General features: G+C 40.4%; 14 protein-coding genes, 1 tRNA gene and 1 pseudogene. 4 read left to right on the top strand and 12 right to left on the bottom strand.

Annotated features, from left to right (window positions below; genetic code table 11):
- Nucleotides 1-8: 8 nt before the first annotated feature.
- The 6 genes and pseudogenes from BN3769_RS02235 to BN3769_RS02255 all read right to left on the bottom strand — a co-directional run bounded on the left by BN3769_RS02235 (nt 9) and on the right by BN3769_RS02255 (nt 6,771).
- A complete protein-coding gene (locus tag BN3769_RS02235; RefSeq protein WP_154017789.1) occupies nt 9-1,535 on the bottom strand; it encodes a hypothetical protein in 1,527 nt (508 codons plus the stop codon).
- Nucleotides 1,532-2,218 (bottom strand): hypothetical protein, encoded by a 687-nt coding sequence (locus tag BN3769_RS02240; protein WP_068467118.1) that lies wholly within the window; start codon nt 2,216-2,218, stop codon nt 1,532-1,534. The genes BN3769_RS02235 and BN3769_RS02240 overlap by 4 nt, the downstream gene beginning before the upstream one ends.
- 6 nt (nt 2,219-2,224) lie before the next feature.
- Nucleotides 2,225-3,070 (bottom strand): 3-deoxy-8-phosphooctulonate synthase, encoded by an 846-nt coding sequence (gene kdsA, locus BN3769_RS02245; protein WP_154017790.1) that lies wholly within the window; start codon nt 3,068-3,070, stop codon nt 2,225-2,227.
- A gap of 32 nt (nt 3,071-3,102) precedes the next feature.
- Nucleotides 3,103-3,660 (bottom strand): 2-amino-4-hydroxy-6-hydroxymethyldihydropteridine diphosphokinase, encoded by a 558-nt coding sequence (gene folK / locus BN3769_RS02250; protein ID WP_068467122.1) that lies wholly within the window; start codon nt 3,658-3,660, stop codon nt 3,103-3,105.
- Nucleotides 3,661-4,052: 392 nt separating this feature from the next.
- Nucleotides 4,053-4,148, bottom strand: a pseudogene (locus BN3769_RS14620) (IS1 family transposase); the annotation flags it as partial.
- Nucleotides 4,149-4,191: 43 nt separating this feature from the next.
- The gene (locus BN3769_RS02255; RefSeq protein ID WP_068467124.1) at nt 4,192-6,771 is read right to left on the bottom strand and encodes a leucine-rich repeat domain-containing protein; all 2,580 of its coding nucleotides are present in this window, start codon (nt 6,769-6,771) and stop codon (nt 4,192-4,194) included.
- A gap of 444 nt (nt 6,772-7,215) precedes the next feature.
- On the opposite strand from BN3769_RS02255, the gene BN3769_RS02260 reads away from it, so the two are divergent.
- The 3 genes from BN3769_RS02260 to BN3769_RS02270 all read left to right on the top strand — a co-directional run bounded on the left by BN3769_RS02260 (nt 7,216) and on the right by BN3769_RS02270 (nt 10,625).
- Complete coding sequence (locus BN3769_RS02260; RefSeq protein ID WP_068467125.1) at nt 7,216-7,611, top strand: hypothetical protein; 396 nt, start codon at nt 7,216-7,218, stop codon at nt 7,609-7,611.
- 286 nt (nt 7,612-7,897) lie between these two features.
- Nucleotides 7,898-7,970: transfer RNA gene (locus BN3769_RS02265), tRNA-Arg, on the top strand.
- 27 nt (nt 7,971-7,997) lie between these two features.
- On the top strand, nt 7,998-10,625 hold the full coding sequence (locus BN3769_RS02270; protein ID WP_068467127.1) for a hypothetical protein: 2,628 nt from the start codon (nt 7,998-8,000) through the stop codon (nt 10,623-10,625).
- A 345-nt stretch (nt 10,626-10,970) separates the two neighbouring features.
- On the opposite strand, the gene BN3769_RS02275 is transcribed toward BN3769_RS02270, so the two are convergent.
- From BN3769_RS02275 to BN3769_RS15115, 6 genes are all read right to left on the bottom strand, one after another.
- Nucleotides 10,971-11,219 (bottom strand): KH domain-containing protein, encoded by a 249-nt coding sequence (locus BN3769_RS02275; protein ID WP_011174907.1) that lies wholly within the window; start codon nt 11,217-11,219, stop codon nt 10,971-10,973.
- Nucleotides 11,220-11,416: 197 nt separating this feature from the next.
- The gene (dtd, locus tag BN3769_RS02280) at nt 11,417-11,863 is read right to left on the bottom strand and encodes a D-aminoacyl-tRNA deacylase (RefSeq protein ID WP_068467129.1); all 447 of its coding nucleotides are present in this window, start codon (nt 11,861-11,863) and stop codon (nt 11,417-11,419) included.
- Between the two features lie 9 nt (nt 11,864-11,872).
- Entirely contained in the window at nt 11,873-12,817 is a 945-nt protein-coding gene (locus BN3769_RS02285) for an RluA family pseudouridine synthase (protein WP_068467131.1), read from the bottom strand.
- Between the two features lie 76 nt (nt 12,818-12,893).
- Entirely contained in the window at nt 12,894-13,193 is a 300-nt protein-coding gene (locus BN3769_RS02290) for a hypothetical protein (protein WP_068467133.1), read from the bottom strand.
- A 534-nt stretch (nt 13,194-13,727) separates the two neighbouring features.
- On the bottom strand, nt 13,728-14,021 hold the full coding sequence (locus tag BN3769_RS02295; protein ID WP_068467135.1) for a hypothetical protein: 294 nt from the start codon (nt 14,019-14,021) through the stop codon (nt 13,728-13,730).
- A gap of 387 nt (nt 14,022-14,408) precedes the next feature.
- Nucleotides 14,409-14,531 (bottom strand): hypothetical protein, encoded by a 123-nt coding sequence (locus tag BN3769_RS15115; RefSeq protein WP_255354170.1) that lies wholly within the window; start codon nt 14,529-14,531, stop codon nt 14,409-14,411.
- A 447-nt stretch (nt 14,532-14,978) separates the two neighbouring features.
- Between BN3769_RS15115 and BN3769_RS02305 the strand changes: the two genes are divergently transcribed.
- Nucleotides 14,979-15,566 (top strand): hypothetical protein, encoded by a 588-nt coding sequence (locus BN3769_RS02305; protein ID WP_068467139.1) that lies wholly within the window; start codon nt 14,979-14,981, stop codon nt 15,564-15,566.
- Nucleotides 15,567-15,578: the final 12 nt, after the last annotated feature.

Here is a 15,578-nt window from a genome sequence, read left to right on the forward strand (position 1 = left end):
GCCTAAGGTTATTGGGATTTATCATCTAAGCGGAATCGCTGCCGCAGCTGATCCATTTCCTTTTCGATAAAAGTAAAACGCACGTCTCCTATGCCTTGGATGGATCCTTTCTGGCTCTTTTCATCGTGCCGAATTTTTAGGGAAGGGGCGCTCATTTTGACATTGTTTACCTTATCAAAGAATAACACGCGGCTGCCAGGCGAGCTGGATAGCAAAATCTCTTGAACAGCAGGAAAAAATTCTACGCGATCGGCCAGAGCATATTGCAGGACAGAGCTCGATTCTTGAAAATGACCGTCGAAGCGGTTGAGCATTTGCACATGCCCTTCCAGAGTGATTTTTGCAGGCACCATTTTTCCCGATTCCAAAGAATAAACGAGATGCATCCGATCGGCATACATATCGCCTAAGGCATTTTCAAAATAAATCTGCTTTCCCTCTTGAACTTCTCCTTGCAAATCCGTTGGGCTTTGCATCCGCATTTCATATTTTTCATGATCAATTTCCACTGGGCCGCAGCACACGACTCTATGAGCAATTCCTTTCTTGGAATCCATATAGGTCAACTCCGTATCTTGAGAAGAAACAATAGAGCGTATGTTCTTTTTACTGCCAGCGCCTCCCCTTTGAATGTCCGCTTCGTGATCAGTCTTAACATGGGCAATCCCTTCTTGATCGATGCGAATATGCCCTTTTAAATGCATACGCTGCTCTGTATCGAACCAAGTGAGTTCGTCTGCATTAAACCGAACATTCTGCCGCTGCTGATCCTTGCTTAAAGTATATAAAGTCCCCTGGGGCTGTGTCAGATGTAAGGAACGCTGGACTGTATCGACAACAATGCTTTGAGATTGAATGCGGTCGCCATTTAAATTTGTCGCCTGGCAAACAGGATGAGTTAGACCTGCAGACAGCGTCAAGAGGCCCTTAGTCGGGCTCATTTGAGAAGGCAATCGCTGATAAAACGCTTGATCTGCCAGAAGCAAATAATCTTGGTTGTAATGAACGCGTACATTTTGATTGGCTTGAATGGATTGCACAAGCGTCTTTAATTTCCCCTCTGATGGCTGGCGGATCAGATTAAATTGCATTTGCTCGCTTTTTACAATCAAAGGCGCACGCGCATGGAGCGTTTGGCCGTCTCTTTCGCCCGCATTGCTATAAATGACATCAGGCTGCCGAGCGTTTCCTAAAAAGATTCCTTGAAGCTTAAGAGAATCCACTTCTGCCTGCTGGCAATGCAGCTGTCCCCCTCCCTGCAGCTCAATGCGGACATCATCGCTAATTTTTAAAAGCGAAAAGCGACTTTTTTTATTTCCCTGGTCGGAAGGCATGACGATCAAGCGATGGGCAGAGATTTTCCCCAAGCCATGCTGGACTTCGACCGTTCCTACAAGAGAAATTTCTTGGCCATTATATTCGGCTTCCCCGGATGTGATCACCATTTGCTCTTCTGCTTCTTCTTCGCCTTTTAACTGCGCGTTTAAACAAGCAAGGACTAGCAAGGCTTTTATAATAATTTTCCACTGCCTCAAAATGCTTTCTCCCAATCTTGAAAGGTCGCTCGTATTCCTTGGGCTTTAAAAGAGGGCTCGCTTGGTGAAAAAGAGAGTTGGATGCGCTGCGCCTGGCCCTTCATGACAGGCTTAAAAGAGTCAAAAATATCCACCCATTCATGGCCAGGAATGGAGTAGCGAGCAAGGTCGACATCTTCGGCCGCCAATTCTTGGGTCTTATAGTGGTAAACCGCTTGTTGCGCCTGAAGGCAGCGGATCAGTTGATGAGAAGCGGAAAGATTGCCTTCTTCCTCTCTCTTTCCCTTTCTTTGATTAAGAGAGAGATTCAATGATTCCTGGCTTTCGCTTTGAGAAAAAATCAGTTTCTCCTGCATCAAACACGACACATTTTTAAAGTGTTCAACTAATTCCATAGAATCCGCCTGCTGTCCAAAAGTCAGCTCGGAGCTCGCGCTTTTTAAGCGCCATTGCAAGCGGCCTTGATCATTAATAAAAAAAATTTGCTTGGATACTTGGGAGCGTTGCTGCCTCGTTGTAAAAGGCTTTTTTTTATCCGTTTGCTGTTTGGAAGAATCGCTGTATTCTAGGAGCTTCAGATAGCGGTCGTGATCTTCCAGGCTAGGAGAATGGAAAAACCACAAGCTCCCGGCAACTAAAGCCGCTAAAATGCATATTAAGCCAACAATTTTTCTTTTAAACATATTTCCTTAAATTGATGGCTTATCCACTTTATTTTGCCTCTGAATCAGCTCATACAGTTCTTTAAATTGCGGAAGCAACCTGTCCAGCTCCCTAAAATCCATGACCGACGCGGCATCGCTTTTGGCCTCTGCAGGATTTGGATGGGATTCGATGAATAAGCAATTGGCGCCTGCCGCTAAAGCAGATTTAGCTAAAATGGGAATAAACTCCCGGTCCCCTCCAGACATTGTCCCCAGCCCGCCCGGCTTTTGCACGGAATGAGTGGCATCAAAGCAGATAGGATAGCCAAATTGCTGCATAATGGGAATGCCCCGCATGTCGCTAACCAGATTGTTATAGCCAAAGGTTGTCCCCCGATCGACTAAAATAATTTGATAATTGCCAACAGACGTAATTTTATCGACGACATTACCCATATCCCAGGGAGCCAGGAATTGCCCTTTTTTCACACTAATAATCGATCCTGTTTGCGCAGCTGCGATAATCAAATCGGTCTGGCGGCATAGAAAAGCAGGGATTTGGAGAATGTCACATACCTTCCCAGCTGCTGTTGCCTCTTCTACGGAATGAATATCTGTCACGACAGGCAAATCCAATTCTTTTTGCACGCGCTCTAAAATGCGCAGGCCTTCCTGCAGGCCGGGGCCGCGAAAAGAGCTGTAAGCGGACCGATTGGCCTTATCATAGCTGGATTTAAAAATTAAATGAACGCCGTGCTTGGCAAACATTTTTTTTAATGTTTCAGCGGCTTTAAGACAATGGTCTTCGCTTTCAATCACACACGGACCGGACATCACCACCAAAGGCTCATCGGGTCCAATAGCAAAATCTTTAACGGGAATTCGATGCATAATGACTCTCATGTAAATGACGGAGAATCATATTAGCCAACTTTATCATTTTTCTCCAGCAAGGAAACCATTTGCTGCGAATGACTTAATAGAGGATCGATCAACTCTTTTAAAAGATAGGATTCCCGCAGCTCTCCTCTTTTGACATGGACGCATGGGGTCAAATCAGCTAGCGGAATCAGGACAAAGAGGCGTTCTTGCCAACACGGATGCGGGATTTGCAACTCTTCATCCACATAAGCCATTTCGCCATGAAACAAGATGTCAATATCGATGGGCCTAGACGCCCACTTAGGCTTTGGAATTTTTCCCAACTCTTTTTCAATACGCTGGGTTTGCTGCAATAAAGCTTTGGGCATAAGAGTCGTTTGAAACGTACAAGCGGCATTGATAAAGAAGGCTTGATTTTCATTTCCCACAGGAGACGTCTGATAGAAGGAAGAAACGCGTAAGTCTTGCACATCGGGGACGCGGGCCAATTTTTCAATCGCTTGCTCTAAGAGCGTCCATGTCTTCGCTTGATTGCCGCCTAAGCTCAAGTACACTTGAGTAACGTCTCGTGTTTCCCCCTCTATCATTTTCCTTTTCATCAAATCCTTCTCAAAATCAAATTAAAATAAAAAAAATAAAATATATAGTTAACTAATTTAAATCAATACAAATGACTTCAGAAACAATCCTGCAATAAACAATTTTAATTTTAACAAATTAAATAATCCAAGTCCAACGCAACCAGCTCCCTTATTTGCGTGAATATTTTATGAAAAATTCCTTTTTAAATAAGCTCTTGGATATTTTGAACTTTAATCAAAGAGATGATATTTGCCGCTGTCAGTGTGATCGGACTGTTTTTATTGAAAAATAAATAAAAAATTTAGATTCGACAAGACCTTCTCTTTCAAGGAGGTCTTATGCAAGAGAACGTCAACAACAAGAAAAAATTAAAATTGAAGACACTCTGGTCGTGCTAAACAGGTAAGGCTCATAGCGTGAGATTGTAATGACAGATAAAATATTTGATCATTCCAATATGATTCTCTAACTTCTTTGAAAAGGATAATGTTTTTCTTACTAACCTGTGTTTAGAGTTTTATAAAAAACACACTTTATAGTTGTTATTTTTAATGAGGAAGGAACTCTTTGAGTCTCGGAAGTCTTTTTTTTATTTTAGCCACTTGATTCGGTGATAAAAAATTTCTAAATTCCAATATTTCTAAATTGAGAAAGGGAAGCCCATAGAAAGCATGAACGCCCCCCATTCTAAGGATTTTAAGTTGAGGAAATGCCTTGCCATTAAAGCTCACGGGAAATAATTGGAACCACTCTAATTCCTCCAGATTCGGTAAATTTAACTCATCTACATGACTAATCTGCGTATAGCTTAAATCAATTTTTCTAAGATTGGGACACCTCTTAGCAAGGGTGAGAATTTCATTTTCCGACAATTGTTCGCATGCCCTTATTGTTAACTCTCTAAGTTGAGATAAGGTCAAGCCTTCTAAACTGTCAATGTTCGTTCCTCCCAAATCTATTTTCTTAAGATTTGAAAATTTCTTTGCAATCTGGAGAAATTCCTGAACAGGCAATTGTTTGCAGTAACTTAGTCTTAACTCTTCTAGAATCGGCGAATCTAAGCCTTCTAAAGACTTTATATTGGAATCACATAAACTAAGTTTTCTCAAATTCGGACACTTTTGATGGAGGGGAAGTTTTCCTTCAAAGAATTCGCAATTCTGCAAATCTAACTCTTCAAGCTGGGGAAAATCCAAGCCTTCTATGCTTTCAATCTTATTACACCTCAAATTAAGCCGTTTAAGAGTTGGACAATTCTTTTTGAGGCTGTAGAAAAAATTTTCTGTAATTTCAAGGTGTCCTCCCTCCAACCTTAATTCCTCAAGATTTGGTAAGCTAAAAAATATTTTTGGATCTTTTTTTGAAAAATCATTAAAAATTAAATTAAGTTTCTTGAGATTAGGACTTTTTTGCTTGAGACTTTCAAAGAATTTTTCATTGATAGCCGTCGTGCATTTAACCAGATTTAATTCCTCAAGCTTTGGTAAATAAAAGTCTTCTATCAATAGGGAAGTCTGATAGAGATCAAGCTTGCTAAGATTTGGACTTCTTTGTGCAAGTAAATCAATATTACACTCAATGCCGTTCATTTTTTCGCGGGAATTTAATTTTAATTCTTCAAGTTGTGGTAAATGTAATCTTTCTACGCTATCAATCTGAGTTTGTTCTAGATTAAGCTTCTTAAGATTTGGACATGTCCTTGCCAGCTTGCTAAATTCCTCCTTAGGAAGATCTTGACAATCAGTCAAATTTAATTCTTCAAGTTGTGGTAAATCTAATCCTTCCAAGCGATCAATCCATGTCCATTCTAGATTAAGCTTCTTAAGATTTGGACAGGTCTTTGACAACTTGCTAAATTCCCATCCAGGAAGATTATGGCAATTAGCCAAATTTAATTCCTCGAGCTTTGGTAAATTTAAACTCCCTAAGCAAGCAATTTGAGTTCGTTCTAGATTAAGCCTCTTAAGATTTGGACATCTCTTTGCCAGCTCGCTAAATACTTTGCGGCAATTCGCTAAATTTAACTCCTCGAGCTTTGGTAAATCTATTCCTTCTAAGCTATCAATCTTAGTATTAGCCAACCCAAGCTTCTTGAGGTTAGGACACATCTTTGCCAGCTTGCTAAACTCCTCTTTAGGAAGATCGCGGCACCGATATAAGTTTAATTCTTCAAGCTCCGGCAAAGCTAATCCTTCTAAACTATCAATGCGAGTCCACTCTAGATTAAGTTTCTTCAGATTTGGATACGTCTTTGCCAGCTTTCTAAACTCCTCTTTCGGAAGATTGCGGCAATTCGCTAAACTTAATTCCTCGAGCTTTGGTAAATTTAATCCCTCTAAACAATCAATCTGCGTGTCCGCCAAGTTAAGCTTCCTTAGATTAGGAAAGATTGTGTTAATGCTGCCTAGCTCTTGAGCAGAAAGGCTATTGCATTCTTTTAATATTAGCTCTTCAATAGGAAAAGTGAATTCTTCGATGGATGGTGGCTCCTCACTAGGCTCTTCTTTAGGATAAGGAATAGAGAAAGAAAGAAAGTATCCTAAAAGATCTTCAGCTCCTTGATGGAGAAAATTAAGGGATTTGAATAAAAGAGAGGAAGTCGCGGAACTAAAGGATGAAGCAGCCTTTTTGGCCTTCAATCTCGTCATCTTAGTCCGCGAAAGATCGAGCCTTTTGAGCCGAGGGAATCTCTCTCTGATTAGCGCTATTTCTCCTTCAGGTACATTTAAGCAGTTTTGAAGATCTAACTCTTCAATCTGATTTTGTTCAGTACGCCTTAATTCATGCAAGCGGCTCATTTCTGTGCCTGATAAATCCAGGCTTTTCAAACTTGGGAGGGCTTGCAACATACTATTGGCAATTTCTACAATCTTTTCCGGTTTGCCTCTCAATAAGGATCTAATTGGCGGGATATGCGAAAGATAATGATTGGGAAAATAGGGAAGCAGCCTGAAATCTTTGCCTTGCTTGATGATATCTTCAAATATTTTTGCTGCTAAATCAGGAGGAAAAGAATAGGACTCGAGTTGCTTTAGCTCTGTTTGATCGGCTAGACTAAGCGCATCTATGTCTTCAGGTAAATATCTTACAAAAACTGCAGTGGCTTGATTTGCTAAACTAGAAACCATGTTTAACCTTATATGAATTAGAGGATGGATGTATTAAAACGCATAATAATCGATAGTTGAGGTTATTTTCTCCCTAGGAGGCAATAGGAGAGAACGCGAATCTAGGGCATTAGTGGTTTTAATGCACCTTCTTAGAGATTGAAGGTGTTTAGATTCAAGATTATTTTCTCCTAGAAAGGGATAATCTTGAATAGACAATTAGCAAGTCAAAGATCATCTCTTAATACTTATCCTAGATTTTATGCATAGCCATCACCAGGCTGTTCAACAAGTTTTCGAAATTACTTCCTTGATTGCAAATCAATTTAAAGAGAAAAGTTTTATATAAAATTTCTTTTTTATTTGAGTTAATAACCTCAAATTTGGGATTAATTAATTACAAATTCTAGTTGATTTCATAATTTTTAGAAGAATATGATAGGGCAACTTTTTTGAGGAGATCTTATGCAAACTACTCTTCCCCGCTTGTCGACATTGCCAATTGGAGCAACGCTTGATGGCCTGATGGGATATGCCTATGGTTATCTTGTCAAAGTCGATCCCGTTCTATCGGCATCTGTTTTTGTCGCTCACCATCTCGCTCAGCATATTCTTTTTCAAATTTGCAATTTGACTGTGGGGAACCGTCTGCTCCGCCCTGAAACCGTTCATGTCATCACTTATTCCCTTGTCTCCCTTTCTTTTGCGGCCGCTTTGCGGATTCTCAATTTGATCCATCAAACCGGATTCATGCTTCTAACGGGAATTTATACTGTTTCCATTATAGGCAAAATTGTCCGCATTCACATTCGGAATGAACATGCTCAGGCCGAAGCAATGGCTAGAATGGTCCAGGTATAAGGGAAAATTGAAACCTTTAAGGCGTATCTTCAATTAACCAATAACTTCTATTCGGTTATTTTTTCTCTCTAGAAAAGGGAAAAGAATGCGGATAGCGTTCCTAGTCATTGATGGCACGCCCCTAGAAACTAGAAAACGCATTTGAATTATCGCTGTTTAAAGACCTTTTGAGAGGGATTGGCAAAATTTTACTCTTTGAAAAGGAAAAATGCTTGAAAATAACCTTCTTTCCCCCTATCATGCTAGATTTTATTGCGATAACCCTTCTATTCTATCTTAACCTCTTGGACTGATAGCTCAGTGGATAGAGCACCCGCCTTCTAAGCGGGTGGTCGTAGGTTCGAATCCTACTCAGTCCGTTTGATTCCTAAAATGGTTTCCTAGCTATGTCAAAACTATTGAGCTCATCCTCGAATTGTATTTTAAGCAATTTTATTCCTCATTCGAATTCCTTTCCCAATCTGGAATCTGTCATTGCGTCTTTTCGAGAGCCGGCTTTTTTAGATCTCACCCTCCGCAAGCGTTTTAGAAAAGTCAACGAAACCTTATGCAAATTGATCCAAGAAGCACCTACCCAGTCATTTTTGCTTAGAGAAGTCTTAGATTTCATTGATCGCGTCAATCGAGAAGAAGTTTTAAACAGACCGTTTACTTTCACTTCCTTTGAATTTTGGCTGAACAATTTCTCTGATTTGTCCGAGCAGGATAATTATCAAGTGCGTGCTAAAATTGCAGGAAAATGGCTTCCTCGCAGCGACTACCAAGCTTTTTTTCCAATAGGCATGGACCGCTTTTATCAAGGGACGCATTTCGTGGCCGCACATCTCTCTCCAGACGTAGATACGATGATCGCCTCATTTTGGGGCTGGCTGGATGCTTTCGCCGCCCGCATTGGAACAAGCTTGCATCAATGGAGCCTGCCAGGAGGCCCTCCGGACTCTCCCGTGACTTCTATTTTCCGCGAGGTCTTCGGTCCTGGGGTTTTTGCCTATCTCCCGCATACGGCCCAGGCCTTAAGTTTAACAGCCATGGACCTTGTTACCCAAAAAAGTTTTAAGAAGGAACTAGGGAGTACTTTAACGGGAGAAATTGACCATGGCTTGAATGAAAAGTCGATCATTTTGGTCAATGAGCAGGGCCATTATTTAGGCGATTGGCGCAGCTCTGATGTGGAAATTGTCAGACAAATCACCATTTTGTTTAAATCTTGCTTGAGATGGTTTGAAAATAATCTTCACACGCAATTGATCTCTTTATTTGCTAAAGAACATCTTTCGGTTCAAGATTTCCCTGCTTTTAATTCTTCTATTTTCGATGTCAAAATTAAAGATTGCGAGCCTGCCCTTGAATTTAATGAAAGGCAAAAGAGCGACTTAAATGACTTTTTTCATAAAATTTTAGGGGTAGAGAAAGGGCTGGAAGGAACTTTTCGCGACCTCAACGAAGCACTCAATAAGCTTTCCCTTCCCGAGCTCGCCCGCTTTCAGGAAGCAGTAGAATCCTTGCCCTCCAGCGATATCTTTGACAAGCAAGGCCGCCTAAAAGAAGACCGCCCTCAAATTTTCCATTACTTGAAAAACATCATTGGTCAGTTAGATGCCGCTATCCATAGCGTGCGCAATTATGTGGAGCGCCTGGATGTCGTCCTCGGCATTAAGTATAAAGTATTAGATTTCCCGCTGCTTTACATTAACATGCGCAGCGATGTCGATGAGATGCGGCATAAAATTCAAAATTACGACTTCCTAACCGTCATTATTCAAGAACAAGACGATTCTCTTTTTCCAGTTGGAATTGTCAGAGCTGAAGATTTGCGCAAGACCGGCCTAGGAACTGTGAGCTTGAGGGATTTCTGCAATTTAGAAGAAATTAGAATGGCCCCTTATTTGGAAGTGATCAGCGTTATCGACCATCATAAGAGCCATTTAAGAACGCAAACGATTCCCGCTGCTTTAATTGGAGATGCCCAATCGTGCAACGTGTTGATTGCGGAGCAGGCATTTGCGCTTAATGACCAATACAGCTTAGGAGGCATGACGCCCGAGCAAATTGAAAGGCAGATTAAAGAAGTCAGCTCTTCTTTGAATTCTCCTAGCCAAATACGCATTTTGCAACGTCTATTACAGCGCCGCATAGCTGCGCAAAAGAATCAGCCATTTTATGTCCATCCTAAGCGGGAATTCGATGAATATCTTTTCTTCCTGCATGCCATTTTAGATGATACAGACCTTCTAACCAAGGTTTCGGCCCGCGATGTGAACTGCGTCGCCCAGCTTCTCAATCGATTAAAATCGCTTTCCATAGGCCAAGAAACCGAAATCGTCCATTTTGACGATCTTCCCAAAGATAAAACGTTTGCTAAGAAAGCTGCCCAGCGCATTTTGCAACAAGAAGATATGTATGCCCTCTATAAGAGCATTTACAGCTTCCGAGAATCAGAAGTAGAGTCCAACTTAGGCCTCTGCATTAATGGCCATTATTCGAATATTTTCTTAGATGCAAAAGAGCAGAATGGCTGTGCCCGTGTCGGTCAAACCAAGATATTTGCTTCCAATTTTCCTTATTTCTCAGAGCATGCTCACGAAATCCAAGAGATTTGGTTTGACAAATCTAGAGAAGTTAACCGCGAGCGCCCAGAAATTGACTTGCATATTCACATGATTAGCACAATTGCAAGCGCGGAAGAAGTCTATAAGAATCAAGTCGGCAATTACGCCCACCGCGATGAGGTTTGGTTTTGGATCCCCCCTACCCAGCAAGCCCACGACCACCTCAATAGCTTCTTAGCAGGATTCCAATTTGCCGTTAAAAATATTATTGAAAGCATGTCGTTAGAATTCTTAGGCCCAAATGCTAAAGAATACGCGCAAATCTTCTCGCACCATTTTTCAAGCGTTCCGCGAACAATCGTCGACAATTACCAGCAGGGAATTCCCATCGCCGTTTTAAAATTTAAAGCAGGGACTCTAAATTCCCGCAAATCCATGATTACCCCCTTCCTCCCTCGCTTATAAAAGAAACAATCAGCAATCCGATTTTCCAAGCAGACGAAAGGCAAACAAAATAGACAAGCGATCTCAAGAAATTGAATCGCTTTCTAAAATAAAACGTAGAAATAAAGTTGTCTTTTCTTAAAGTTCCCAATCGCCTAGCTCCAAGCGCGGACAGATCGGGAATAAATCAGAATTATTAAAAAATGGGAATAAGCGGTAACGCTATCAAGTTGGATTAAGAAGCACTTATTATTGCTACCAAACTTGACTGATAAGGAAGCTTAGGAATTATAGCAACCATGCATGCGCACAAAGCATGCGTCAAAGCGTAAGATGCTTTTATAACATATTACGCTCTAACTTGTCTTATTCCGGTCTTGAGTTTTCTTCTAAAATTTCTAAATTAACGCGAATTCCATTACGGCTTGCTACGGACATAAGAAGGGTGCGAATCGCATTAATCGTTTTGCCTTTTTTTCCAATGATCTTACCGATATCGGATTTTTCAACTGATAACTCGATAATCAGTGTTTGTGTGCCGCCAATCTCGTTAATCTTTACTTTGTCAGGATGATCCACCAAATTCTTGACTATATATGCTACAAATTCTTTCATAATTCGATCCTTTACAAATATGAAACGTTGATAACCTTCGACGTCGTATGCAATACAACTAAATTGCCCATTTGAACTGACGATAGCGGATTATTCTATAATTTTCTACTAAAAAACATTAAAATTATTTTTAGAAATTTAAGTTAGATTAACTTTTTCCTATAGCACGCCGTCAATTAGCCTTTTGATGGCAATCTTTACTTTATCTCAGATTCAATTAATAAAGTAACGGGGCCATCATTAGTTAAGGAGACCTGCATATCTGCACCAAATTCTCCTGTTTGAACCACTTCAATTTCCCTTTTTAACTCATCAATAAAGCGATGATAGAGGGGCAATGCTTGAGCGGGGGGAGCCGCTTGAAGAAAGTCTGGTCGCCGTCCACCCAGGCAATTTCCATACAGGGTAAATTGACTGACGACGAGAACATGGCCTTTAGCTTCTTTCAAGCTAACATTCATCTTCCCTTGGGCATCGCTGAAAATGCGCAAATGCGTCAATTTATTGACGCACCATAAGACTTGCTGGATTTGATCTTCTCGGTGTATGCCAAGTAAAACAAGCAATCCAGGCCCAATTGAGCTATATAATTGCTGGTTTATTTTAACAGAGGCCTCTAAAACACGCTGAATGACTAAACGCATTGTCTTTCCCTATGAGCTAACCTCTGCCCATTCCCTCCAATTCGGGCTAATTTTTTTGATAAAACGCAGCATGTCTTCAGGAGGATTTGCTTTAAAAGTCAATAATTGACCTGTTAAAGGATGCTTAAAGCGAAGAGTCGAGGCATGCAATAATTGATGGGAAACGGAATAATAATGATTGACGGAGGATTGACCATATAAAGGATCTCCTAGAACAGGCGTGCCTTTATATTTTAAATGGACGCGAATTTGATGCGTACGGCCTGTTGTAATGACCACTTGAACCAAGCTCAACTTTTCATTCCAAGCCAAAGTCTTGCAAATTGTTGTGGCAGGCCGCCCATTCGGAACAACGGCCATTTGCTTGCGATGAATGGGATGGCGTCCGATAGGAGCCTGTATTTCTCCATCCGGAGGCCTTCCAATACAAATGGCTAAATACTCTTTATAGACTTGCCGCGAAGCAAACAACTCAATGAGCTTTTGCTGAGCTTCCAATGTCTTGGCAGCGACAAGCAATCCCGATGTCTCCTTATCGAGCCGATGGACGATCCCTGGCCGTAAAGACTGCGGATCAACCGGCAAATGCTGGCAGTGATAGAGAAGCGCATTGACAAACGTGCCCGACCAGTTGCCAGGCGCCGGGTGGACAACCATGCCCACCGGCTTGTTAATCACCATCAGGTGCTCATCTTCATAAATAATGGCCAATGGAATGTTCTCAGGCGCGAGATTAATCTCTGGCAAAGCAGCAAATTGAACCTCTACCTCATCGCCCGCCTCTGGCTTAATCCTTTTTTTCACCGGAGATCCATTAAGCAAAACGAGATGCTCATCAATGAGATATTGAAAATAGGTGCGGGAATGAATGGCGCTAAAACGCCTAGCTAGGATTTTATCTAAACGCTCACCCGCTTCTTCTTCGGTAATCAGTAAAATATCTGTCTCTTCCATATTCCTATCACTCTATTCTCTCATTCCTTGCTTCGCTAGCCTGAGAGGGTTTCTTAAAACTCAGAATCGCCTATTTTTAAGAAATTCTCTGAGGGACCGCTAATAAGACCAACGGACAGCCGGCATAATCAAAGGCCGGAACAAGCCGCCTAAGCAAGCTGTAGATGTGGGCTTGCAGAGACTCAAGAGAAGACAATTCAACAAGCTGCCCCGCATACTTGCCCAGATAGATCTGATCCTGATAGGCAATTTTCTGTAAATAAGCGGGATCCCCTCCTTCAATAAATAGAGCCAGTTGGGACGCATCTAACTCCGTCAATGCTTTTTGATAACTAGAAGTCAAAGGAAATCCTAAGAATAACTGGTAGTCGAACATGACCTCATCTCAAGTTGATAAAAGCTTTTTCACTATAAAGCCGAGTTTTTTTGACCCTTTCAATTGCATCAAAGCGAGAGCTTTCCTAGCAGTCTAAAAGGAAAAATTCAAAACTCAGATTATTAATCTTTCACATGCTTATTGATTGGAGCTGCTAAAATTTTACCACGATGAAAACTTGAATCCAAGGTTTTTTAGAAACTAGCTTCTAATTCATACTAACCTGAGTTTGGAGCTTTTTTGCTCTTTCGACTGCGTCAAAGCAGCGGAGATGAACAAATGGCAAGGCGGCCAATATTAAAAAATAGGGACCGTCTTGCCATTTTTTATTTGCAAAAGCTTTCACGTCAGTCCAAAGGGCAAAAAAATTCAAACTCAGGTGAATAATCTAGTTTTCTTAGGAAAAAGGACCCGAATTCAAATCAGTAGAAATTTTAGGATTGCTTCTTAGGAAAATAAATTTATAGAAGGGATAATAAGGCTTTTTCTTTTAAGAAAATTACTATTCCCTTTCACAAAGGCACAAGAAGAATTTTATTTTCCTTCCGCGTCTTGTGATGCCTTGCGCCACATCTCTTTCAATCGCTCTTGATGATGCTTCATGTCATTACAGATATTCATGGCAATCCCCTGCATCATTTGCTTGTAAACGGCAGGAGCCGCTTTTTTAAAGGCGTCCAAGTTAGAATAACTAGAATTGGGAGATAAGGCTGTTCCATCGCCTGTAGTAGGCGTTTGGCCAGCCTGCGTCGCATCCGCAGCAGGTGCGGCTCCAGCTGTAGGATCTTCTGGCCCAGCAACGGGTGATGTATTTGTATTGGCAGACATACACAACCTTCTTAACTAGCTTAATAGAGAAATTCTATACTCTCTAATTCTAGAATAGCATATTTGTTTATAAATCACAACTTGGATTGAAGAATAAATTAAAATTTAGTAAAAATAAAATTATACATTACAGATCCAAACTTAAATATAATTAAATTATTGAATTTAAAAAGCTATCAACTAGAAAGTGTCAATCAATATATTCGTTCTAATAGTAAATAAATAGATAAATTTTTTAACAAACAATGAGAAAACAAAATTTTATAGTACATTAAACACTAAGATTAAACATTACAATAAAACTAAGGGAGCATCTTTTAAATCTTTTGAAGAAAAAATCAAAGAATTTTCCTCTCATATTCTCTCTACCCCTGCCTCAAATGCAATTCAAAACAAAAAAGAAGCCAAACAGCATTCAATAGAAGAGGAAAAAGAGGAATCAGAAAAAAAAGAAGAAGGATCGGAAAAGAAAGAGGAGGGATCGGACAGCGCTCCTTTACCAAAACCCATTCAAGCAACAAATGATACCTTGCCTACTCAGGTTTTACTTCCTCCTCAGTCCAAGAAAGATAAATTAAGCACGAAGGAAAAAGACAATCTTTCTTTAGAAAGATCTACCCAACACACGAGCACTCTTAAAGTTTCCCCCCTCTCCTTTGCAAAGCTCAAGTCAAGCAGAACGCCCTTTCCCTGAAGATTCACTGAATTCGGTTAAAAAAATGAAAGCTCAATTGATTCATTTTTATGTCAATCAACAAGTAAGATTAATGGATTTAAAGGAAAAATTGGCTTCTGCCTCTTCTAGCCAAAAAAGCAGTATTGAAAAGGCGATTTTAAAAATTGAACAAGCTGATATTAAAAGAGCTAGAATAGCTTTGAAAATTCGGGTGGCCCCCTTCTATTACAGAATTAGCTCAATACTTGGGAAAGTCTACAGTTTCTCTAAAAGGCATTCTTTTGGGACAAGCTTACGCCAAATCCATTTTAGATCGAACATCTCAAATCATTGATTGTCTAACGACAATCCAGCCAGAGGAATTTGGAGAATATGGCCATGTGATAGACAAATTGAGCCAACTAAAAGGCCAGAATGCCACGATCGATCAAATTGCCACTTTATTAAATATCAATAGACAAGAAGCTGTTGAAGTAGTGACCGGTTTATGGGCAAAAGCACAAAATACTCCCAAATTAGAGCTAGTCCAGGATTTACAAAGTCAAATTGAAAAGGAAGTAGCAGATTCTCTGAATATTAAAAGCGACGATATTATTGACTGGCTATCAAATATAGAAAAAGAAAGGCAACTTAAAGCAGATATCACTCGTTTAGGAGAAGAAAGAGTAGATTATTCTTCTCATTATTATTCTACAAATTATGAAATAGCTACAAAAAACACCTTCGATAAGCATCATATGGATTATATTTCTTCAGGAGTATGGACATTGTTTTCAAAAGGACCAGTACCGGCGGATAAAAATCCAGACCTTCAGTGGAAACTATTCTTAAATCCCAAATCTTCTGATTTTCAGCCCACCTTAGATTGAGCTCTTAAAGCT

The sequence above is a fragment of the Candidatus Protochlamydia phocaeensis genome, from assembly GCF_001545115.1.
GTDB lineage: Bacteria > Chlamydiota > Chlamydiia > Chlamydiales > Parachlamydiaceae > Protochlamydia_A > Protochlamydia_A phocaeensis.